At 61.2% G+C, this 19,352-nt stretch carries 19 protein-coding genes, 1 tRNA gene and 1 pseudogene; 7 read left to right on the top strand and 14 right to left on the bottom strand.

The genetic code is table 11. The features are described 5' to 3' along the window. Positions 1-24: 24 nt before the first annotated feature. On the bottom strand, positions 25-810 hold the full coding sequence (locus tag ACNPN0_RS08405) for a winged helix-turn-helix domain-containing protein (RefSeq protein WP_105658819.1): 786 nt from the start codon (positions 808-810) through the stop codon (positions 25-27). Positions 811-1,424: 614 nt separating this feature from the next. Here ACNPN0_RS08405 and ACNPN0_RS08400 point away from each other — a divergent pair. Together ACNPN0_RS08400 and ACNPN0_RS08395 are read left to right on the top strand one after the other, a co-directional pair. Beyond that, complete coding sequence (locus tag ACNPN0_RS08400) at positions 1,425-2,165, top strand: response regulator transcription factor (protein ID WP_448937412.1); 741 nt, start codon at positions 1,425-1,427, stop codon at positions 2,163-2,165. A gap of 23 nt (positions 2,166-2,188) precedes the next feature. Continuing rightward, entirely contained in the window at positions 2,189-3,673 is a 1,485-nt protein-coding gene (locus tag ACNPN0_RS08395; protein ID WP_448937411.1) for a sensor histidine kinase, read from the top strand. A gap of 35 nt (positions 3,674-3,708) precedes the next feature. Here the strand turns inward: ACNPN0_RS08395 and upp are convergent, their stop codons facing one another. Continuing rightward, the gene (gene upp, locus ACNPN0_RS08390; RefSeq protein ID WP_332488309.1) at positions 3,709-4,356 is read right to left on the bottom strand and encodes a uracil phosphoribosyltransferase; all 648 of its coding nucleotides are present in this window, start codon (positions 4,354-4,356) and stop codon (positions 3,709-3,711) included. A 169-nt stretch (positions 4,357-4,525) separates the two neighbouring features. On the opposite strand from upp, the gene tadA reads away from it, so the two are divergent. Then, positions 4,526-5,002, top strand: a complete 477-nt coding sequence (gene tadA / locus ACNPN0_RS08385; protein ID WP_388024346.1) for a tRNA adenosine(34) deaminase TadA — start codon at positions 4,526-4,528, stop codon at positions 5,000-5,002. Positions 5,003-5,096: 94 nt separating this feature from the next. Further along, positions 5,097-5,187: transfer RNA gene (locus ACNPN0_RS08380), tRNA-Ser, on the top strand. Positions 5,188-5,571: 384 nt separating this feature from the next. Here ACNPN0_RS08380 and ACNPN0_RS08375 read toward each other — a convergent pair. The 3 genes from ACNPN0_RS08375 to ACNPN0_RS08365 are packed head-to-tail and all read right to left on the bottom strand — an operon-like array spanning position 5,572 to position 7,266. After that, the gene (locus ACNPN0_RS08375; protein WP_388024347.1) at positions 5,572-5,790 is read right to left on the bottom strand and encodes a hypothetical protein; all 219 of its coding nucleotides are present in this window, start codon (positions 5,788-5,790) and stop codon (positions 5,572-5,574) included. A gap of 21 nt (positions 5,791-5,811) precedes the next feature. Next, positions 5,812-6,504 carry a hypothetical protein gene (locus tag ACNPN0_RS08370; protein ID WP_388024348.1) on the bottom strand — a complete coding sequence of 231 codons (693 nt, stop codon included), beginning with the start codon at positions 6,502-6,504 and terminating at the stop codon, positions 5,812-5,814. A 12-nt stretch (positions 6,505-6,516) separates the two neighbouring features. Continuing rightward, positions 6,517-7,266: a hypothetical protein gene (locus ACNPN0_RS08365; protein ID WP_133835084.1), complete on the bottom strand. Its 750-nt coding sequence runs from the start codon at positions 7,264-7,266 to the stop codon at positions 6,517-6,519. Between the two features lie 221 nt (positions 7,267-7,487). Here ACNPN0_RS08365 and ACNPN0_RS08360 point away from each other — a divergent pair. After that, a pseudogene (locus ACNPN0_RS08360) lies at positions 7,488-7,736 on the top strand (tyrosine-type recombinase/integrase); the annotation flags it as partial. Positions 7,737-9,008: 1,272 nt separating this feature from the next. On the opposite strand, the gene ACNPN0_RS08355 reads toward ACNPN0_RS08360, so the two are convergent. The 8 genes from ACNPN0_RS08355 to modA form a co-directional block, all read right to left on the bottom strand. Further along, positions 9,009-10,211, bottom strand: a complete 1,203-nt coding sequence (locus ACNPN0_RS08355) for a glycerophosphodiester phosphodiesterase family protein (RefSeq protein ID WP_448937410.1) — start codon at positions 10,209-10,211, stop codon at positions 9,009-9,011. Positions 10,212-10,308: 97 nt separating this feature from the next. Next, entirely contained in the window at positions 10,309-10,851 is a 543-nt protein-coding gene (locus tag ACNPN0_RS08350; RefSeq protein WP_105658829.1) for a YaeQ family protein, read from the bottom strand. Positions 10,852-10,904: 53 nt separating this feature from the next. Beyond that, positions 10,905-11,060 carry a hypothetical protein gene (locus tag ACNPN0_RS08345; protein ID WP_448937409.1) on the bottom strand — a complete coding sequence of 52 codons (156 nt, stop codon included), beginning with the start codon at positions 11,058-11,060 and terminating at the stop codon, positions 10,905-10,907. Positions 11,061-11,662: 602 nt separating this feature from the next. Beyond that, positions 11,663-12,541, bottom strand: a complete 879-nt coding sequence (locus ACNPN0_RS08340) for an NTP transferase domain-containing protein (protein ID WP_448937408.1) — start codon at positions 12,539-12,541, stop codon at positions 11,663-11,665. Further along, positions 12,538-13,785 (bottom strand): molybdopterin molybdotransferase MoeA, encoded by a 1,248-nt coding sequence (locus ACNPN0_RS08335; RefSeq protein WP_448937407.1) that lies wholly within the window; start codon positions 13,783-13,785, stop codon positions 12,538-12,540. Before ACNPN0_RS08335 ends, ACNPN0_RS08340 begins: the two co-directional genes overlap by 4 nt. Further along, on the bottom strand, positions 13,782-14,534 hold the full coding sequence (locus tag ACNPN0_RS08330) for an ATP-binding cassette domain-containing protein (protein WP_448937406.1): 753 nt from the start codon (positions 14,532-14,534) through the stop codon (positions 13,782-13,784). Before ACNPN0_RS08330 ends, ACNPN0_RS08335 begins: the two co-directional genes overlap by 4 nt. Beyond that, complete coding sequence (locus ACNPN0_RS08325) at positions 14,531-15,337, bottom strand: ABC transporter permease (RefSeq protein WP_448937405.1); 807 nt, start codon at positions 15,335-15,337, stop codon at positions 14,531-14,533. The genes ACNPN0_RS08330 and ACNPN0_RS08325 overlap by 4 nt, the downstream gene beginning before the upstream one ends. Further along, positions 15,330-16,109, bottom strand: coding sequence for a molybdate ABC transporter substrate-binding protein (modA, locus tag ACNPN0_RS08320; protein WP_448937404.1), 780 nt, complete (start codon positions 16,107-16,109; stop codon positions 15,330-15,332). Before modA ends, ACNPN0_RS08325 begins: the two co-directional genes overlap by 8 nt. Positions 16,110-16,246: 137 nt before the next feature. On the opposite strand from modA, the gene moaA reads away from it, so the two are divergent. Then, positions 16,247-17,287 (top strand): GTP 3',8-cyclase MoaA, encoded by a 1,041-nt coding sequence (gene moaA, locus ACNPN0_RS08315; RefSeq protein ID WP_448937403.1) that lies wholly within the window; start codon positions 16,247-16,249, stop codon positions 17,285-17,287. Here the strand turns inward: moaA and ACNPN0_RS08310 are convergent. Then, the gene (locus tag ACNPN0_RS08310; protein WP_448937402.1) at positions 17,284-17,829 is read right to left on the bottom strand and encodes a DinB family protein; all 546 of its coding nucleotides are present in this window, start codon (positions 17,827-17,829) and stop codon (positions 17,284-17,286) included. The two genes, moaA and ACNPN0_RS08310, sit on opposite strands and share 4 nt — an antisense overlap. Positions 17,830-17,933: 104 nt before the next feature. Between ACNPN0_RS08310 and ACNPN0_RS08305 the strand changes: the two genes are divergently transcribed. After that, entirely contained in the window at positions 17,934-18,890 is a 957-nt protein-coding gene (locus ACNPN0_RS08305; RefSeq protein WP_448937401.1) for a helix-turn-helix transcriptional regulator, read from the top strand. Positions 18,891-19,352 lie beyond the last annotated feature (462 nt).

The raw sequence follows: 19,352 nt of genomic DNA, 5'->3' as shown, positions 1-19,352 counted from the left end.
GCCCGCCACTGCTGCCAGCAGATGCTAGATGGAGTATTCCGGAGCTGCCCAGACAACAACTTCTGGGTGCTCGTAGAAGCGGTAGCCCTGGCCGCGTACGGTGCGCACGGTATTGGCCAGGCGTCCCAGCTTGGAACGCAGGCGACGGATATGCACGTCGATGGTGCGTTCGTTAGGGACTTCTTCGGCATTGCGCCACAGGTTTTCCAGCAGCTCTTCGCGGCCTACGGTGCGGGTGCCGTTTTCCACGAGGAAGTTCAGCAGCTCGAATTCCTTGAAGGTCAGGTTCAGGGTTTCGCCATCCAGGTAGACTTCGCGGCGCGAGAGGTCGATCAGCACGCCAGATGGGCGCGGGGTGGATGGACGGGCTTCAGCGCGTGGCCGGCGGGAAATCGTCGGATCGCCCAACGCCTGGCGAACTACATCGATGGGCTCACCCTGGGCGCTGGTCGGAGCCAGTGCCACGGCGGCATGGGTCTGCGCTTGCGGCGACAAGGTGGCCAGGAAGGCGCGGACCTGGGTGGCCAGCTTGCCCAGCGAGGTGCCCTGCGCCTGGGCGGCAGTTTCATCCAGGCCCACATAGAGCACGAAGCCGCGTGCGGAGGTGTCGGCGCTTGGCTGGCCTGTTGACTGCACTGGAGTGCTAGCCGGCTGATGCGATGCATCACGTGTTTCATGAACATTGGAAACCGCGCGCAGCGGACGGTAACCCGCTGGTGCATAGCTGCCAGAAGCTGAACGCTGCGCAGCTGCTGCGCGGTTCTGCGCATTGCGAATTGAAACGTGGACGTATCCGGAACCAGCCGACATAATCTTTTCCTCTTTTAGTGCGAAGGCCAAGTGGTTTGGCGCTCATGCTTCGGGTTTTGCTTGCGCTGTTCGCGGCCTTCGTCCACGTTCAGCAGTTGGGTTTCCCGTCAATAACTCCCAAAATCGGATTACAAATCACTCATAATTCGGCTTGGAGGCCATGGACGCCGAGCATTCGTTGAGGACGATCGTGGGCAACTCGATGTTGGAATCCGAGGTGCTTTTACCGTCCTGCGCCGTACTCACACCTCTAGTTTCCTCGTAACATTGGCAACTTGCAAGTAACAATGAACACCTGCGTCCACATAGTGAGACGAATGTTTCCAAACGTGACGCACGACACTTTAGACAATTCTAGGCTACCTAAGCGCTTAACTAAACAATATGGTCAATATATCAATAGAACTTCGTCATTATGTCCGGTCCATTCATAGGCCTGAATATTCATTCATCACTATGGTCCGTCCACGCTTCAATCATTCGTCGTTCTTAGGGGTTGACCAAATTAACCACTATCGGTTTAGGTTTTCCCCGCATAAAATCGACTTATAGTCATAGCTGGCACACAGCAAAAACATATTCTCGGCCCATGGCAATAGGACAAGCTGATTAACATGAATGAATCACGATTCTCCCCTTCGCAATTGCCCCGGCTGACTCACCCTGATGGCACGGCAATCAAAGTTCTCGTGGTCGATGATGAACCTTCATTGGCGGAATTGGTCGCCATGGGAACCCGCATGCTCGGCTGGGAAGCCACGATGGCCCACGATGGGCCCGAAGCAGTAGCCACCGCTCGCTCCCTGGCGCCGGACGTACTGGTTCTCGACTGGATGCTGCCTGGGTTCGACGGCCCCGAGGTGCTGCGCAAGGTGCGCACCCACTTCCCTGAAATCCCCGTACTTTTCCTCACTGCCAAGGACGCGGTTGAAGACCGTATCGAGGGCCTGGGGGCCGGTGCAGACGACTACGTCGCCAAGCCCTTCAGCCTCGAAGAGGTCCTGATCCGATTGCACCGACTCGTGGAACGTTCCGGTGCGGCCACTGCGGATTCCGCTGAATTGGTGATCGGCGATCTGGTGCTGAACATGGACTCGCACGACGTATCCCGCGCAGGCCGCGAAATTTCGCTGACCGCCACCGAATTCGACCTGCTCAGCTACCTGATGAACAACGCCCGCCGCGTGGTATCCAAGTCGCAGATCCTGGACAACGTCTGGCACTACGATTTCGACGGCCAGGCGAACATCGTCGAACTGTACATCTCGTACCTGCGCAAGAAGATTGACGTTGACGCAGAGCCGATGATCCACACCGTGCGTGGCGTTGGCTACGTGCTGAAGCCGGCTGCATGAGTTTCTTTTCCCCGAATACCAGGGTGAGCTCGCCGCACGCGCTGCAGCGCAAACTGCTGCTCATCCTGCTGACCTCGGTCACCGCCGTATCTGTCTTGCTCGGCCTGCTCTACAACGCGGGCATGCGCCAGACCTTGATGGACCAGCTCAACAGCCAGCTGCGGCTCACCACCGAACGCGCGCTGAATTATTCGCAGGGTGCACCAGCGGTGAACTCCCGGCTTGATGCCCCCGGCCAGTCCGCCGGCACGCTGACCGCTCGGTTCGTCGACAAATACGTCTTCAACGGCGGCGTGCTGGACGAACGCACCGGCGTGCTGAAGCAGCTGAGCCAGGAAGATGCCATCCCGATGGTGGATCTGGAGCTGAGCACGTTGCGTGCCGGCGGGCAGTTCAAGCCGGTACGTGCCCACCTGACTGTGGGCGACTATTACCTCGTCGCAGTCAAGGACTCTGGATCCAACGGCATCCTGATTGTCGGATTGCCCCTGCACAGCACCGATCTGGCGTTGCGCGGCATGGCGTGGCTGACGCTGTTCATCGCCTTGATCCTGATCGCTGGTGCGGGCCTGGCCGGTTCGTGGCTGATCTCCCGCTCGCTTGCCTCGCTGAAGCGCGTGGCCACCGTGGCGGCTTCGGTTGCCGCCGAAGAACTTGATTCAGGAAAGGTGGACCTGACCCAGCGCGTCCCGGCGCAAGATGCAGTCCCCGGTACCGAGGTGGGCAATGTCGGCAATGCGCTGAACGCGATGATCAGCAACGTCTCCACCGCACTGACCGCCCGCGAGAAGTCCCAGGCCCAGATGCGCCAATTTGTCGCCGATGCCTCGCACGAACTGCGCACTCCGCTCTCGGCGATCCGCGGCTACACCGAGCTGCTCTCGGCCACTGAGCATTTCTCCCCGGACGGGCAGCGCTCGGTGGACCGCGTTCTGCAGCAAAGCAGCCGAATGAGCTCACTGGTTGAGAATCTGCTGCTCCTGGCTCGGCTGGATGAGGAGAATGCGTTCAAGCGCAGCGAAATTGACCTGTGCTCGCTGACATCGGATATCACCGAGGACTTCAAGCTCACCGCGAGCGACCACCATTGGGAGTTCGACTGCCAGGCGCCGCAGACCATTGTCAACGGCGACTCGGCCTCGCTTCGCCGGGTGATCACCAACCTCTTGGCCAACGCCCGCAAGCACACGACGGCCGGAAACACCGTCACCGTTTCGGTGGACCAAGACGAAGACACCGATGAAGCCATCATCCGGGTTCACGACACCGGTGAGGGCATTGCCCCGGAATTCCTGCCTCGGGTCTTCGAACGTTTCACCCGCGCCGACAAGGCGCGTTCTGGCTCCGATGGCACGACCGGGCTGGGCTTGCCGATCGCCAAGAGCATCGTCGAAGCCCACGGGGGCACCGTCACGGTCACCTCTGAGCCAGGAGATACGGTCTTCGAGGTCCGGCTTCCGTTGGACACGCCCGAAACCGGTGAAGAAACGCCGAAGGCTGCGGTGTAGTCACCGCAGCCTTCGGGCACATCGCTTAGCTGGAACTAGGCAATGGGCGGGGTCACGCCATACAGGCGGTCGCCGGCATCGCCCAGGCCTGGGATGATGTAGGACTTCTCGTCCAGCTTTTCGTCCATCGCTGCCAGCACGATGTGCACGCGATGATCGCCACCGTGGATTTCCTTCAGACGCTCGATGCCCTCAGGGGCAGCGATCAGGCAGATGCAGGTAACGGATTCTGCGCCGCGCTCGAAGATGAACTTGATGGCCTCGGCCAGGGTGCCGCCGGTGGCCAGCATCGGATCCAGCACGAAGACCTGGCGGCCGGCCAAGTCATTGGGCACGCGGTCAGCGTAGGTGATGATGTCCAGGGTTTCCTCGTTGCGGGCCATGCCCAGGAATCCGACCTCAGCGGTCGGAACCAGTCGGGTCATGCCTTCGAGCATGCCAAGGCCTGCGCGCAGGATGGGGACAACCAGCGGGGTCGGCTTGGCAATGGAGGTACCGGTGGTGGTGGCGACCGGGGTCTGCACCTCAACGTTTTCGGTTTTCACCTCGCGGGTTGCCTCATAAGCCAGCAGGGTGACCAGTTCGTCGGTCAGCTGGCGGAAAATCGAGGATGGGGTGTTCTTATCACGAAGAACCGAAACCTTGTGTGCCACCAGTGGGTGGTCGACTACCTGTACGCGCATAAGTAGAAATCTATCAGCACCGACTCAGGCAAATCGAGAGATATCCCTGATTTCCCGCCGTTAAAGCACTTTGGTGTGCCCAAGGAAACAGCAAACTTCAGTGCAGTGCGCAGTGCACCACACTCCGGGCGCCCGGCTACCGTCCCAAAACACGTAAAGTGAAAGCACTATGGTGCACGAATTTAATGCTTGGATGGACCTCGCCTTGGCTGAAGCGCGCAAAGCGCTGGCCACTGATGACGTACCCATCGGCGCCGTCATCCTTTCCCCCGAAGGCGAAGTCCTGGCCACCGGACGCAACGAGCGCGAGGCCATCAAGGACCCCACGGCGCATGCCGAGGTGGTCGCCATTCGCAATGCGGTCAAGGCCTTGGAAGCCAAGGGACAAGATGATGGCTGGCGCTTATCCGACTGCACCCTGGTGGTGACCCTTGAGCCCTGCGCCATGTGCGCCGGGGCAATAGTCCTTTCGCGCATTCCCAAATTGGTCTTCGGGGCCTGGGATGAGAAGGCCGGCGCGTGCGGCTCGGTCTTCGATATCGTCCGTGAACCGCGATTGAACCACTGGGTCGAGGTGTACTCGCGGGTCAAGGAAGAAGAATGCGGTGACCTGTTGCGTGAATTCTTCCGGAGCAAGCGCGGCTAGAACCCGACGTTGATGTGTTTCGGAACACTTCAGGCCAAAAACAGCGCTCTCGTTTTTGTTTTCGCCTGATGTTCGTTATAGAGTTATCAGGTCTGGTGACGTGTCCGAGCGGCCGAAGGTGCAACACTCGAAATGTTGTGTACGGTAACCCCGTACCGTGGGTTCAAATCCCACCGTCACCGCCAATGAAAACCCCTGGTCAGCCAGGGGTTTTCTTCCTTTAAAGAACTGGCGTGGTGCACATGTGGTGCATATTTCAGCGGAGGGACGTCGCAACATGGTCGTCATGCGTTGCGAACACGGCTTCCACCACCATGCCGGCCCGCACGCCTGCGACCGGGGCAACCACGGTGAAGAGTGCCCCTACTGGGCATCGCGCAAGCAGGACGCTGCGAACCAATAGCCTCCCGGCGGGCTGCCGCACGCGCTACGCGCGCTTGCCCTCAGGAAGCCGGGCACAGAGAAAGATCCCCCCTGCTGCTGGATGCAGCAAGGGGATCTCTTCGGGTTAGGCTCAGCGGATCTGGACGTGCTCGTCTCGGCTCATTCGGTGAACGAGCAGGCATTGCCTACTGTCGTGAAGTGCTGGCCTTCGGATGGTGGCGGTAGTTGGTGAATGCCAGGATCAGTGCTGCGAGCAGCAGCACTCCGCCGACAGCCCATCCAACCACGGCGTAGTCAGTAAGCTGAGGGACGCGAGGCAGATTGATCGCGGCTACCGCAAGGAACAGAAGCACCACCACGGTACTCTTCCTGGCGGCAGACGAATTGCTAGGTTGCTTTGTCATTTGCCGTTTCCTTTCTCGTGCCTAGCTGGCACCGCTCAGGCACTGTCCTACGGATGCGCCAGCGACAGCGGTGAACCCAGCCACGCAGATGATGCAGCCTGTTCCAACGGTAACAGCACAGAATGCCGCACAGGTGGAGATGATCACGAGCGCCGCCATGGTGGAGATGCCCAGCGCGTTGAGGCACTTGATCACACCCTCGTTACCAGCGGCCGCAACGCCCACCGACGAGTCTGCAGGAGACATGGCGCTCAAAGCCTTCGCAGCCTGAGCTTCAGCTTCGGGAGTGGCTTCAACAGTCCACTGCTTAAGGAGACTCCCATCGACCCACTGCTTCACATCGGCAGTGCTGTCGCTGGTGTACGTAGCTTGAACCTGCGCAAAGCTCTGGACAACGTCTCCCGCGGCGTCGACGACGGCAACGGCGAACGAACCCTCGTCGTGGCCGTCGCCAGACGTAGCCACTGCCACCATCAACGAACTGGAGCCATTGATCCGGGCGACGTTTGCCTGCTTGATATCGACTTCTGCGCCGTTTCGCAGCTGAGCGTCGAAACTCGGCTCAGCTATTGCGATCGCTCGCTCAACAGTTGAATCCGAAAGCGGCCCGTTGGTTGAGAACGAGCTTTCGGAAGCGTTGACCGGACTAGCAACCGCGAAGAGCATCGCCCAGCCTGCAACCATCGCGATGATTGCTTTCGAAATCTTTTTCATGTTGACCACTTCCTATTTCTGGGCCTGGTCGATGCAATAGCCGACCTGGCCGCCCCAGACGCCCGCAGCTGCCGCGATGCAGCCCACGCAGCCGAGCCCAACGGTTCCTACGCAGACCGCCGCGCAGGCGATAGTGATGGCGGTAATAACCCAGCCAGGGATGCCCGCGTTGGCAAGGCAGTTGTTGAGCTTGTCCCAGAAACCGGCATATGTGGTGACGTTGTTTGCCGCGTCAGCAGTGGTCAATTGCTTGTCCATGGTCAGATTTCCGTCAACCCACATGCGGGCATGACCAGATGCATCGTCGCCAACGAAAGCCATCTCTGTGCGCTGCGCAACGTTGCCTGAGTTGTCCAGGAGTGCACCGACTGTGGCGAGCTGGACGCCGTCGCCGACGAGCGGGTAGCTCACATACGATGTCCCGTCTGACATCGACCATGCTTGGACGCCGGAACGGTCAACTTTCAGACCTGAGAGCGACTCTGTTGGAAGATCGGCATTCTTGGCCAACTGGAGGGCCTCCGACTTCGACAGAATCTCGGCGTTCTCGCCGAAGCTGGCGATGCTGGTCACAGCCGGAGACGAAGCTGCCGCCGCTGGCTTAGTCAAAGCCGTACTCAGGCTCAGGACCAGGGAAGCGATTGCCACGAACGCGATCGCGAGGTACGTGACCCCGGAGCTGGATTGTTGTCTTGATGTTGGGATTGGAATGCAGTGGTCTTCATTTGACCTGACCGCAATCGAGTGAAGTTTGAGCTTCACGACTATCACCTTTTGAATGAATCGAAATCTACATCGTCGTAAAGATCGGCGCATCATCTGCCGTGCCAAGCGGGGGTCGACCGAAATCGAGCCTCCGCAACAAAAGTCCTCGGTCTGGATCGAATTGCCTCAGATACGAGCACGCTTAATAATCACCATTAAATAAGAACGGCGTAAATACTACTTAAGTAGGAGGGGCGAACCCGGGCAACGCCAAGACCGGATGGTTCACCGGAGCCGTGAAGCGAGCCCAGGCGTCCGACAAGTCGTTCCGCAGGGTCACGCCCCACGACCTGCGGCACACGGCGGCATCGCTGGCAATCAGCGCCGGGGCCAACGTCAAGGTGGTACAGCGCATGCTCGGCCACAAGTCGGCCAAGGTCACGTTGGACACCTACGCGGCACTGTTCCCCGACGACCTCGACAACGTGGTCGAAGCCCTCAGCAAGCAGCGCGCCGAACAGCTCTAACGGTGGTGCACTGTGGTGCATTTTGGTGCAGGAATACCTGTGGGACGTGGTGCGCACCTGTGGGCCAATGAGCCCAGATGCTAGTAAACACAAGGGATATTCGGGAGCTAGCAGTAATGGCGCGGATAGGATAATGGGTTCAAATCCCACCGTCACCGCGTTGAATAGCCCCGGAATCCTTGTGATTCCGGGGTTTTTCTTATCTCAAATCGGCTTGTTGCCTTAAACTCCGGATCTGTTGCATTAAAGATAGAACAACCGGGTTAAAGGTAGAAGTGGCGACGGTACAACGACGAGAGCTAAAGCACGGTTACAGTTATCGAGTCGTTTGGCGTGAACCGGATGGAACTCTCCAACAACGTACATACAACAATGACGAAGACAAGGCGAAAGATCGCAGTCGCAGTTTCGCTTGCACTTACGGATCACCAAACTGACGGCATCCATGACCGTCGTTCTCATACTAGCTGAATCCAAACAGCTAGTGTCCGCGTTCCAAGCTGGCGGTGGTCCCGGAGCCTACTACAACACCGGAACCACCGATAGGGGTTCCCAGCTACAGTTGCTGCCAACAAACGGTAAGCAAGAAGGCAAACAAACGGTGCAACCGATCACAGCGGACCCTTCCCGGTGCATTGGGTCAGGCCGCCTATCAATCACCCTAGCGTCGAGCGAGGTGTAGGCAAAGAGGCTGGTCTGATTCATTGGGAATCCACAACAGATTCAAATCCCGACCCGTACTGGGGAGTGCGGCCTTGTTGCTCGTGAGAATCCACCCGCGTGTTGTCACTTAAACTAATCCAGCCCTCGCTGATTCGATCATCAACGAGGGCTGGTTGCGAGTTTTGCGCTGGGCGATGGATCCCCATCCATCGCCCCAAAGACTTCCGATTCCCCAAAAAACGTTAGTCCGGCGTGAAACCTATGCACAGAATACTTCGTCAAGCCCATAACGCCTAGAGAATTTTTGGAATTGGGAAAAGTTTTTATTTTATCCCCGCCCACTTCACCTTTCACTCTCCTGCAACTACAGTAGCTATTGGCCTAGGCCAATTACGAAAAGTCACCAGTCAGGCATTGAGTTCGTTTCCCCAAGAGCGGCCTCACGCTGGTGAAACCCGTCAGCGTCCCCCAAGTGCTGGCGGGTTGCCTGCCTTAATACGGAAAACCGCCCCATTTTTGTGGACTGCTCCCCGGAAGTAGTACTGGTTTCCCTATCCAAATTCTGGGGAGCAGTCCACAATGGTTCCCGGGGGTTCGCTCTACCTAGAGCTAGTTCGCAAAGGTATCGGTGAGCTTGCCCTTGGCATCCCACAGCGCTAGCGAGTCGCCACCGTTGTTCAGGATTCCTGGTCCGTCCACGTAGTAGGCTTCTTCGCTGTTGGTACCCGGACCCGAGTACACGCGCAACTGCTCCCCTGGTTCCAGCTTGTATCCTTCGCCAATTTCCAGGATGTTGTTAGCGGCATCGCGAATGATGTAGCCGCTGACATCGATAGTGCGCTTTCCGGTGTTGTCCAGGATCACGTGCTCGCCATTTTCTGGGGCGATGTCATCTCCCGGCACGTCATTGATCGCGTTGGCAATCACCACGCCATTGTTGGCAGGGAAATCCTTCTGGCCAGCGATGTGGCGGTTCACCTGTGCTGGGAAGTCGCCCGTGATTCGCTCGACACCCAGGGCCAGTGCAGCATCGGCTGCCTCAACGGCGTTGACGGTGTAGACGCCCAGGCCCAAGCCTGCGTCCTTCACGCGCTGCGCACCGGCAGCGTCAAGGGTACGGTAGCTAGTGCCGAAAGAATCCGCGTAGGTCGCGTAAGTTGCCAGTTCCTCGGCAGAAGGCACGGTTGCGGTCAGCTGCTGCAGTGGTACTTCCGGTGCCAGTTGGGCAAAGATCTGGTTGGATGCTGCGTCGAAGCTGAGGACCTCGATCTTGTTGGCCTCTGCCAGTGCCTTCCATTCAGGATCCTCAGCCAGCGCGTCGGCTACCAGCTTCTCCACGCCAGGGGACTTGGCTGGATCCTTGATTTCGATGAATACTCCCGTGCCACCGGTCAGTGCACCTGGAACCTCATCGAAATGCGGAATCTTCGTTCCCTCGAACTCGTCTGAGAAGTAGGAACCGGCATCGAGCTGCTGCAGTTCTTCCCAGGTAAATGACGTGATGGGGTCATTGACGCGGTCAGGGAAGACCTCTGCCACGTTCGTGGTGCGGGAGGGCGTACCGTCGTGGAAGATGAACGGTACTCCGTCCTTGGACAGCTGCACATCAATTTCGATGAATTCGGCGCCGGACTGGCTGCCTGCCTTGATGGCAGCCAAGGTGTTCTCCGGTGCCACGCCTGCTGCTCCGCGGTGGCCGATGATCAGTGGATCAGATCCAGTCGGTTCGATCTGAGCAGCCACGGCGGGAGCTGCCAGGGTGACGGCCAAAGCCAGAGTTGCCGTGCCAAGGGTGATATTGCGCAGTTTCATGGAGCACTTCCGTCGGTGTCATTGGTGTACACCGGCCATGTTTCCGCGCGCTGATGACTGCGACCCCACACTGAGCTGAATCAGAGATTAAGCTTTTCTACTCAATCTCATGCGTGCTGAACTGGGTTTCCAGATTCGTCCCGTTCAATTCAAGGTAGATTTGCCCCTCGGTTACCGAGACGGACATGGTGTTGCGGCGGGTCAATGCTTGGGCCGCTGCATCAATGAATTTGGGGTCGAAGGAGCGCACCATGATCTCCTGCGACTGGTGGATCGTTTTGCCGCGCCAAGAAGCCAGAAGCTTGGCAGGATCGCGGTGCGTGTAGACGGCGGTGCGGTCTGCCCGCTTGCTGCCCAAGTGCAGGCGTTGGGCATCGGGGGCGCCCACTTCAATCCACGCGGTGATGAGTCCGGTCAGGTCCTTGACCAAAATGGCTGGCTCTTCCCCGGTGGAAACGCCTCCGGCCGAGAAGGCGATGCCTTCTTCATATTCGAGGCAGTAGGCCAGCACACGGGTGACCATGTAGGCATCGGTTTCTGACGGATGCTGCGCAACACGGAGCGAAAGATCCTCGTAAACCCCGCGATCTACATCAGCAAGTTGAACTTCAAAGGTGTGTATAGTCGCGCCGATAGCCATAGTTCTCGAGTTTACCGTGAACGCCACGGCTCCATCGACGAGAGGTACGTGGGCTAAGCCTTCGCCTCGCGATTTCGAACCACGAAGAATCCCGCCAGCGATGACAAGCTGGCCACGGCCGCAAAGATGCCAACCATCGGATTTCCGCTAAAGGAAAGCACCGAACAAGCAGCAAAAAGAATGGTAGAAACAACGAACAGGGTCTTCATAAATAAATCCTATTTGATACAGCTCGCGGATAAAAGACATATCCAGACGGTGGCAGTTTTTCCACTCAGCCCTTGAGCCACTGGCAAAAGCGCTCAACAGTATCGGGCATGCAGCTACCGGGACTCCGTTCATTATCATCTGGCAGCCCGCGTCGCGCTATCCACCGGCTGATACCGAAAAACCAGTACGAGGTGCACGCACACCTCGTGGTGCGCCCCACCCAAGCACACGGAACCGCTACCGACGCCACGATTCTTCGTGGGCTTCACATCCTGCCAGCATGGTCTACACTGAGGCCCACTGGCCACCTGCTGGGGATCCGATGAGCTTCCGGGATATCTGGAGCGCCGGCCTGCCATCGACGGGCCTTTAACCAGCGCAGCGCAAGAAGCTGGTCCATAGCCATACATCTGCCTGAACATCCCCGCGCCGCGAACTGCCCGTCCGGTAGGCCCTCTGGCCTCCGCTCACGCTGGTTGCAAAGTCCCAGATAACAGGTGGGTCTGGTGAGTAATCCGGAATCCGCTTCCGTCGACCACCCGGTGCAGCTGGCCTTCCATGACGGCCGGTCCCTGCTGAGGCGAAGGGAACACGGTGCTACTTATGCAACGCCCTCCGGATGCTCGTCGGCCCATCGATGCGCCCGGGAAACCAGCTGCTCCGACAGCCCGGACAAGTCTCCCTTGCCGCTGCCCAGCGCAAGTCCGAGCAGGAAAGTGCTCAAAGGCGCTGCCGGCCGGGCTACTTCGTGAGCTACATGCTTGGCTGCATCAAGCACGGTAGCGATATCCACTTCGCCGGAGTCCAGACCCAATTCCTTGGCGGCTGCTTCCAGCCAATCGTTCAGTGCTTCGGGAGGCAAATGCTGTGCCATGGCTTTCCTTTCATTCTGGCGGGCGCTTTCCAGTGCCTGCGGGGTATCAATATCGCTGCTGGTTTCATCATCCACCGGTACCCGCGCCAGCTGCAGCTGATTCAAGGCTCGGCGCACCGGGGCATTGACCAGGTTCCCGCCCAGCTCTGCGCAGACCGAGGCCAGTGCCGAGGTGCGATAGATTCCAGCCAGCCATTGGGTGTGGCCTTGCGCGTCAACCAGCAGCAAGCCATCGGCTGCGCGCTGCCCAAAGCCGTTGATCAACGCGGTGGCCACCGCGACCGGCCGTTGCAGGTCGCAGGCCAGAACCATGGTCCATTCACTGCCTGCGCTGGCAGCTAGTTCTGCAAGCCCGGCAGCGATGCCTGCCAAGGGACCAGCGAATGGCGGATCCTCCCGGAGAACGGAATCGGCCTTGGCACCAGCGGAATCCGGGCCGACCACAACGACGCGCAGTGCGCCGGTTGTGCGGGCCGCGGCGACCACGCGGTCAACCAGGCGCTGTCCGTGCAACAGTATTTCGGCTTTGCCTTCGCCGCCCAGCCGAGAGCCCCTGCCGCCGGCGAGCACCAAGGCATTGAAGTTGGCGAGCTGCCGCGTGCTCATGGGATCATCCCCAGTACTTCGACTTCATCGCCGGGGTGGATCTGGTTGACGCCAGCCGGGACCAGCGCGTAGCCCTGGGCAGCGCCGAAACCGCCCACCGAGTGGGAAATGCTGCTGGCTTGAACCGCCGGGGCGCACCGCAGTTGCTCACCATGCTCGAGGACTACCGGGATGACCTGCATGCGTCCGGCCGCGGCTTTCCACCCCACCGCGGCGATGGCGCGCAAAGTCGGGCGCAGCACCTCGCGGTGGCCTTGCATGGCCCGCAGGCACGGACGCACGAACAGCTCGAAGCTGACTGCTGCGCTGACCGGGTTGCCGGGCAAGGCGAAGACCATCGCGCCGGCCTCCAAACGGCCCGCGCATTGCGGCTGGCCGGGGCGGATCTTCACCCGGGCCGCCTGCACTGCCGGTTCTGCTTCCAGCACCTGGCGCATCACATCGTAGGCGCCGGGGCCTACTCCCCCAGTGCTCAGGATGGCATCATGCGTGGAGCCGAGCACCTCCAGCTGTTCGCGGACCGCTTGAGTGTCATCCACGCAGTGCACCACGGTAGCTGCCTGGATGCCGGATTCAGCCAGGAGCCCTGCAATGAGCAGCGAATTGGTTTCCGGGATTTGCCCGCGCGAGAGCCTTTCACCGGGCGCAAGCAATTCCGCCCCGGTGACCAGCACGGCCACCTTGGGCTGTGTGCGCACCGACAGCTTGCTGGCACCGGCTGCCGCCAAGGCTGAAAGACGGGCCGCGGTGAGCTGCTCGCCGGCATAGGCCACCAGGTCACCGGCGGCCTTGTCCTCGCCGCTGCGGCGGATGTCCTTGCCTGCTGGCACCGGCCCATGGATCTGCACGGTGGCGGCATCCCAGCCATCTGCAGCGGCTGAAGTGTCCTCGATGCGCACCACGGCATCGGCATCCGTCGGGATCGGAGCACCGGTCATGATCTTCACGCATTGGCCCGGTTCCAGCTGCGGGTCCCAGCCGCTGCCCGCGGGCACTTCGCCGACGACTTCCAGGGCAATTGGCGCCTCAGCGGTATCCTCGGAGCGCACCGCATAGCCGTCCATCGCCGAGTTGTCCCACAAGGGCAGCGGGTGCGCGGAGGTGGCATCCTCGGCCAGCACCGCGCCGTGCAGGAGGGCGAAACCGCCTGCCACCTCGATCTGCTGCGGGGCCAACGGCACGACCTGCGACAGCAGCCGCGCGCGGTGCACTTCAAGTTCCACGGGTTCATTGACGGTGCTCATGGCTGCTCTTCCTGGATGCTCCTGGGGTGCTGCGCTGGCAAGGTGGCCACCACCGCGCGCACAAAACGGTTGGCCGGATCGGCGAAGACCTGCTCGACGGTTCCCTGCGCAATGATGCTTCCCCGTTCCAGCATCAGCAGGTCATCGGCGAGCGCCAAGGTGTCGGCGGCCGAATGCGAGACGACGATGGCGCTGGTGGCGGTGCGTTCCAGCTCTTCGCGCACCAATGCGCGCATGTCCATGGCGGCTTCGACATCCAGCGAGGCGAAGGGCTCGTCGATCAGCAGGATCTTGGGCTGGGCGGCCAAGGCCCGGGCCAGCGCAATGCGTTGGCGCTGCCCGCCGGAGAGGGCCTCAGGCCGGTGGGTGGCGATTTCTTCCAGTCCCAGCCGCCCGATCCATTCGGCGGCCACGGCCTTGGCGGCAGCCTTGTCCAGTCCCCCGGCCCGGGCGCCAAAGGCGATATTCTTCAGCGCATCCAGGTGCGGGAACAGGTGCGGGTCTTGGCCCAGCAGGCCTACCTCGCGCAGGTGCGGCGGGCGGTGCTGCTTCGCATCGGCCAGCAGGGAACCGGAAAGCTCGATGCGCCCCTCGGCAATCTTCTGGATCCCGGCAATGGCATGCACAATGGTCGACTTGCCCGAGCCGCTAGGGCCCATCATCGCCAGCGTGCTGCCGGCAGGCACTTCGAATTCAACGGCCACGTCGAATCCGGTGCGCGGCACTCGCAGCGCAACCTTCAATGTCATTTCAAGGCCCCCGGACGCCAGGCGCGCACCAGCAGCAGCACCACTACCGCGGTGGCCAGAAGCAGGATCGACAGGGCTACTGCCGAGTCGCGTCCGGTTCCAGCCCCGTTGATCGCGGTGTAGATGGCCAGCGGCATGGTCTGGGTAACCCCCGGCGCGTTGCCGGCGAACAGCGCGGTGGCCCCGAATTCGCCGATGGCCCGCGCGAAGCACAGGATCACGCCGGCCACCAGTCCGGGGGCGGCCAGCGGCAAGGTGATGCGGGTGAGCACCATCCAGCGCCCGGCGCCCAGGGTGGCGGCGGCTTGTTCGTACCCTGCGCCGGCGGCACGCAGCGATCCCTCCACGGAGAGCACCAGGAAGGGCAGGGCCACGAAGCTCTGGGCAATGACCACGGCGGCGGTGGAAAAGGGCAGGGTAATCCCCCACAGGGAATCGATGAACTGGCCGATGGGACTGGTGCGCCCGAAGAGGAAGAGCAGGGCCACGCCGCCGACCATGGGCGGCAGCACCAGCGGCACGGCGATCAAGGCCCGCAACAGCTGGGCTACCCGGGCCGAGCTGCGGGCCATCAGCACCGCCAGCGGCACGCCGAGCAGCACGCACAGGGCGGTGGCAGCCACCCCGGTGCGCAAGCTCAGCCAGAGCGCCGAGAGGGCTTGGGGGCTGGTTGCGTCGGCCACCAGCGTGGACCAGCTGGCACGGGTGAGAAGCGCCAGCAGCGGCAGCACCAGCAATCCCACGCCCAGCAAGGCCGGGGCAATGGCGAAGCCGGGAACCCGTACCCCGGTATCGCTAGCCATTGGCCTGCGCAGCCCCGGTGCCGAAACCGTGCTCTGCCAGGATTTCCTGGCCGCGCTCGCTGATCACGAAGTCCACGAACGCCTGCGCGCCGGGGTTTTGGCCCAGCGTGGCGATCGGATAGGTGTTCACGACCTCGTCGGCTCCTTCCGGAACGATCGCGGCGACGTTTTCGTCACCCAGCACATCGGTGGCGTAGACCAGTCCGGCATCCGCTTCCCCGGCGGCCACCTTCTGCAGCACCGCGGTGACGTTCTGCTCCTCGCTGGCCGGGGCCACTTCGACGCCCTGGGCCTGGAGCAGCTGGCGTGAGGCCGAGCCGCACGGCACCTGCTGCGCGCACAGCACGGTGGTGGCCTCGGCAAGGTCTTCCAGCGAATCGATATCCGCCGGGTTCTCCTGCGGTACCGCGATCACCATGGTGTTGCTGGCGAAGATCACCGGCTCGTGGCCGAACCCGGCTTCGGTCACTTCCAGCATGTTGCGTTCATCGGCCGAGGCGAAGACGTCCACGTGCGCGCCTTCAAGGATCTGCGTGGCCAGGGTCGAAGAGCCGTCATAGGAGATGCCGGCGATCTGCACCTCCGGGTGCTCAGCGGTGAATTCCCCGGAGATCTGCTCGAAGGCGCTTTGCAAGGAGGCCGCCGCGGAGATGGTGATGGGTTCGGACGCGGCCTGATCGGAAGAGCCGCTGGCCGAACAGCCCGCCAAAGCCAGCACGGCCGCCGCGAGCCCGGCAAGGGCTCGGAACCGTGGAAACGGGCGGTGCTGCATGGGATCTCCTTGAAATCGGGGGCTGGTGCCAATGCTACCGTCGCGCCAACCGGGGCCGATCCATTTTGCGTACTTGATTTGTTACTTTCAGGTTAACCGTCTTCCACGCAACGGTGCCGGGGGCTACTGTGGAGTGTATGAAAGCACAAGCGGCCGGCACCCTGGGCGATGCCCGTGGACGGCCCCTGCATGACCTGCGGATTTCGGTGACAGACCGCTGCAATTTCCGCTGCGTCTACTGCATGCCCAAGGAGATCTTCGGCCGCGACTTCGTTTTCCGCGAGCGCTCCGAGCTGCTCAGCTTCGAGGAGATCGAGCGGCTGGCCCGCGTCAGCGTTTCGCTGGGGGTCACCAAGCTGCGGTTGACCGGCGGCGAGCCGCTGCTGCGCCGCGGCATCGTGGACCTGGTGGGCATGCTCGCCAAGCTGCGCACCCCCGAGGGCCAGCCGGTGGATCTGGCAATGACCACCAACGGGTCGGCACTGCCGGTGCTCGCACCTGCGTTGAAGGAAGCCGGGCTGAACCGCGTGACCATCTCCCTGGATTCCTTGGATGACGAGAAGTTCAAGGCCATCAACGACGTGGACTTCCCGGTCTCCCGGGTACTGCACGCCATCGACGTGGCCGGCGAAGTGGGACTGGGTCCGGTGAAGATCAATACCGTGGTCAAGTGCGGGGTCAATGACTCGGAGATCCTGTCGCTGGCCGAGCACTTCCGCGGCACTGGGGCGATCCTGCGCTTCATCGAATACATGGATGTGGGCACCACCAACGGCTGGAAGCTGGATGAGGTGCTGCCCTCCTCCGAGGTCGTGGCCATGGTCAATAAGCGCTGGGCGCTGGAACCGGTGACTAAAACCGAACCGGGTGAAACGGCCAACCGCTGGCGCTACCAGGACGGAGCCGGGGAGATCGGCGTGATATCCAGCGTCACCAATGCCTTCTGCGGAAATTGCTCGCGCGCCCGGGTTTCGGCCGAAGGCCAGCTGTACACCTGCCTGTTTGCCGGCTCGGGCTATGACCTGCGCCAGCTGATGCGCGACGGGATCAGCGACGAGGATCTTGCCAAGGCGCTGACCGGGCACTGGCGCAAGCGCGATGACAACTACTCGGAGCTGCGCGCCGCGCTGACCCCGGGCAACCGCAAGCGCATCGAGATGTCCTACATCGGGGGCTAGCCCATCGATTTCTGCCCGTCCAGGGATTCGCGGATGATGTCCGCATGCCCCGAATGCTGGGTGGTCTCGGCAATGATGTGCAGCAAGGTGCGGCGCACCGACCACTGCTTGTCGGTGAACCATGGGGCAAAAGGCAGCTCATGCACGGTATCCAGGTCCACCTCTGCCAGCAGCGCGTCGGTGCGGTCGGCAATCTGCGCGTAGTTCTCCAGCAGCTCTTCCAGGCGTTCTCCGTCTTGCATGCGGAATTCATTGAGGAAGGCTTCGACCGCCTCGGGCGGCATCTGGCTGAAATCCGCTCCGTCCCAGGCCATGGCCGCCCGGCCCATGACGATGAATCCCTGCCACTGCTTTTCGACCGCGGTCACGTGCTTGATCAATCCCCCGAGGGTCAATTCGCTCACCGTGGGGCGTTGCGATGCCTGCTCGTCGTTCAGGCCCTGGACGGTGAAACGCAGGAAATGCCTCGCGTTGGCCAGAGCCTGGAGCAGGTCCGCGCGTTCGCCGGTGAGGGTGGTGTTGGTGATGGCCATGGTGCTCATGATTGCCTCCTGGCATAAGCTGCAGCCGGTATTTCCAGCTGGTAATAACCAGAGTAGAAGTGAAAAGTGCCAGTTTTTGTCCTAAATCAAGGCAGACTTGTTGCATGAGTACCAGCACCAGATTCTTGCGCCTGCTCTCGCTGCTGCAGACCCATCGCTATTGGTCAGGAGACGAGCTCGCCGAACGCCTGGACGTCAGCCTGCGCACCGTTCGCCGGGACATCGACAGGCTGCGCGATCTCGGTTATCCGGTGCAGGCTGATCGCGGCGTAGGCGGCGGCTACCAGCTGGCCTCCGGCACCGCACTGCCTCCCTTGGTGCTCGACGATGAGGAAGCTGTGGCATTGGTAGTCTCATTGCAATCCACCGTGCACAGCGGATCTTCCGCGCTGGCCGAGGCCGCGTTGCGGGCGATGGGAAAAGTTGTGCCCGTACTGCCAGCCAGATTGAGGAAGCGGGCGCAAGCGCTGACCGCGAGCACTGTCCCGCTCAATTCCCAGTCCTCCGCAACAGATCCGGTGGATCCAGCGGTACTGGTGGCATTGGCCCAGGCGTGCCGCGATCATGAACGAATCGCCTTCGACTACAAGGATGCCAAGTCAGCAGAAACCTCGCGCCGGGTAGAACCGGTCCAATTAGTGAATGTGGGCAACCGCTACTATCTGGTAGCCTTTGATCTGGACCGCGATGATTGGCTCAGTTTCCGGGTGGATCGCGCACTGAACCCCTCGCCCAGGGCATTGCGGTTTGCGCCGCGTGAAGTGCCAGGTGGCGACGCAGCGGCCTTTGTGCGCGCAGGATTGCGCGGCAGCGGGCAACCAGAAGTGAGCGCCCGGATTCAGGCCAGCGCCGAAAAACTGGAGCCGCTCATTGGCCGCTGGTTCCAGATCCAGCAGATCGATGAGAACAGTTGCCTCGTGCGCACCGAGAATATGGATCTGCGCTGGGCGGCGTTCGGTCTGGCGATGAGCGAGGCCAAAGTCAGCGACGTGTATCCGAAGGAACTGCGGAAACTGCTCGATTACTGGATTTTGAACCTTGCCGATGTGTCCCGCGGATAACGAAGCGCGAAGCGGGTAGTTGAGCCCATCGCGCACCCCGCTAACTCCACGGCTCCCGAGGTCGTGGCCCGTATTACCTTAACCTTCGACGGCCACCGAGTCGATGGGAAGTCCGGGAATAGGGACATGGGAGACATGGCTGAGGAGATCGGCAACAAGCTTCCAGGCACCATTTCCGAGTTGGCGAACACCGGGGCCGACTGTGCGTCCGAACACCGCCCAGAAAACCATCAATTTCACCCGCTTGGCCTGGGAAGATGCTGGCCCGTCGTGCGCTCATGGAAGACATGGCGTCGATGGTGCGGGGAACCGAGCTGCGCGATGGGCTGCGCCCACCCTGGACAGAGGGCCGGAGCGTGTAATTCGGCATTTATGGGGGGAACGGGAAGGACTGCCTGAACCGCGTGTAACGGATACACCACCACGCATGAAAACGGCCCGGGCAGCATCACCTTAGGTCAT

The sequence above is a fragment of the Glutamicibacter sp. AGC84 genome (genome assembly GCF_053543575.1).
This window is presented reverse-complemented; position numbering and strand designations above follow the sequence as displayed.

What these genes read in the sequence shown, in the direction of transcription:
- ACNPN0_RS08310 (WP_448937402.1), bottom strand. Translation starts at nt 17,829, where the DNA reads ATGAGCACCATGGCCATCACCAACACCACCCTCACCGGCGAACGCGCG.
- ACNPN0_RS08405 (WP_105658819.1), bottom strand. Translation starts at nt 810, where the DNA reads ATGTCGGCTGGTTCCGGATACGTCCACGTTTCAATTCGCAATGCGCAG.
- modA (WP_448937404.1), bottom strand. Translation starts at nt 16,109, where the DNA reads ATGCAGCACCGCCCGTTTCCACGGTTCCGAGCCCTTGCCGGGCTCGCG.
- ACNPN0_RS08340 (WP_448937408.1), bottom strand. Translation starts at nt 12,541, where the DNA reads ATGAGCACGCGGCAGCTCGCCAACTTCAATGCCTTGGTGCTCGCCGGC.
- tadA (WP_388024346.1), top strand. Translation starts at nt 4,526, where the DNA reads ATGGTGCACGAATTTAATGCTTGGATGGACCTCGCCTTGGCTGAAGCG.
- ACNPN0_RS08330 (WP_448937406.1), bottom strand. Translation starts at nt 14,534, where the DNA reads ATGACATTGAAGGTTGCGCTGCGAGTGCCGCGCACCGGATTCGACGTG.
- ACNPN0_RS08305 (WP_448937401.1), top strand. Translation starts at nt 17,934, where the DNA reads ATGAGTACCAGCACCAGATTCTTGCGCCTGCTCTCGCTGCTGCAGACC.
- ACNPN0_RS08335 (WP_448937407.1), bottom strand. Translation starts at nt 13,785, where the DNA reads ATGAGCACCGTCAATGAACCCGTGGAACTTGAAGTGCACCGCGCGCGG.
- ACNPN0_RS08375 (WP_388024347.1), bottom strand. Translation starts at nt 5,790, where the DNA reads ATGACAAAGCAACCTAGCAATTCGTCTGCCGCCAGGAAGAGTACCGTG.
- ACNPN0_RS08370 (WP_388024348.1), bottom strand. Translation starts at nt 6,504, where the DNA reads ATGAAAAAGATTTCGAAAGCAATCATCGCGATGGTTGCAGGCTGGGCG.
- ACNPN0_RS08400 (WP_448937412.1), top strand. Translation starts at nt 1,425, where the DNA reads ATGAATGAATCACGATTCTCCCCTTCGCAATTGCCCCGGCTGACTCAC.
- ACNPN0_RS08325 (WP_448937405.1), bottom strand. Translation starts at nt 15,337, where the DNA reads ATGGCTAGCGATACCGGGGTACGGGTTCCCGGCTTCGCCATTGCCCCG.
- ACNPN0_RS08355 (WP_448937410.1), bottom strand. Translation starts at nt 10,211, where the DNA reads ATGAAACTGCGCAATATCACCCTTGGCACGGCAACTCTGGCTTTGGCC.
- ACNPN0_RS08350 (WP_105658829.1), bottom strand. Translation starts at nt 10,851, where the DNA reads ATGGCTATCGGCGCGACTATACACACCTTTGAAGTTCAACTTGCTGAT.
- ACNPN0_RS08345 (WP_448937409.1), bottom strand. Translation starts at nt 11,060, where the DNA reads ATGAAGACCCTGTTCGTTGTTTCTACCATTCTTTTTGCTGCTTGTTCG.
- upp (WP_332488309.1), bottom strand. Translation starts at nt 4,356, where the DNA reads ATGCGCGTACAGGTAGTCGACCACCCACTGGTGGCACACAAGGTTTCG.
- moaA (WP_448937403.1), top strand. Translation starts at nt 16,247, where the DNA reads ATGAAAGCACAAGCGGCCGGCACCCTGGGCGATGCCCGTGGACGGCCC.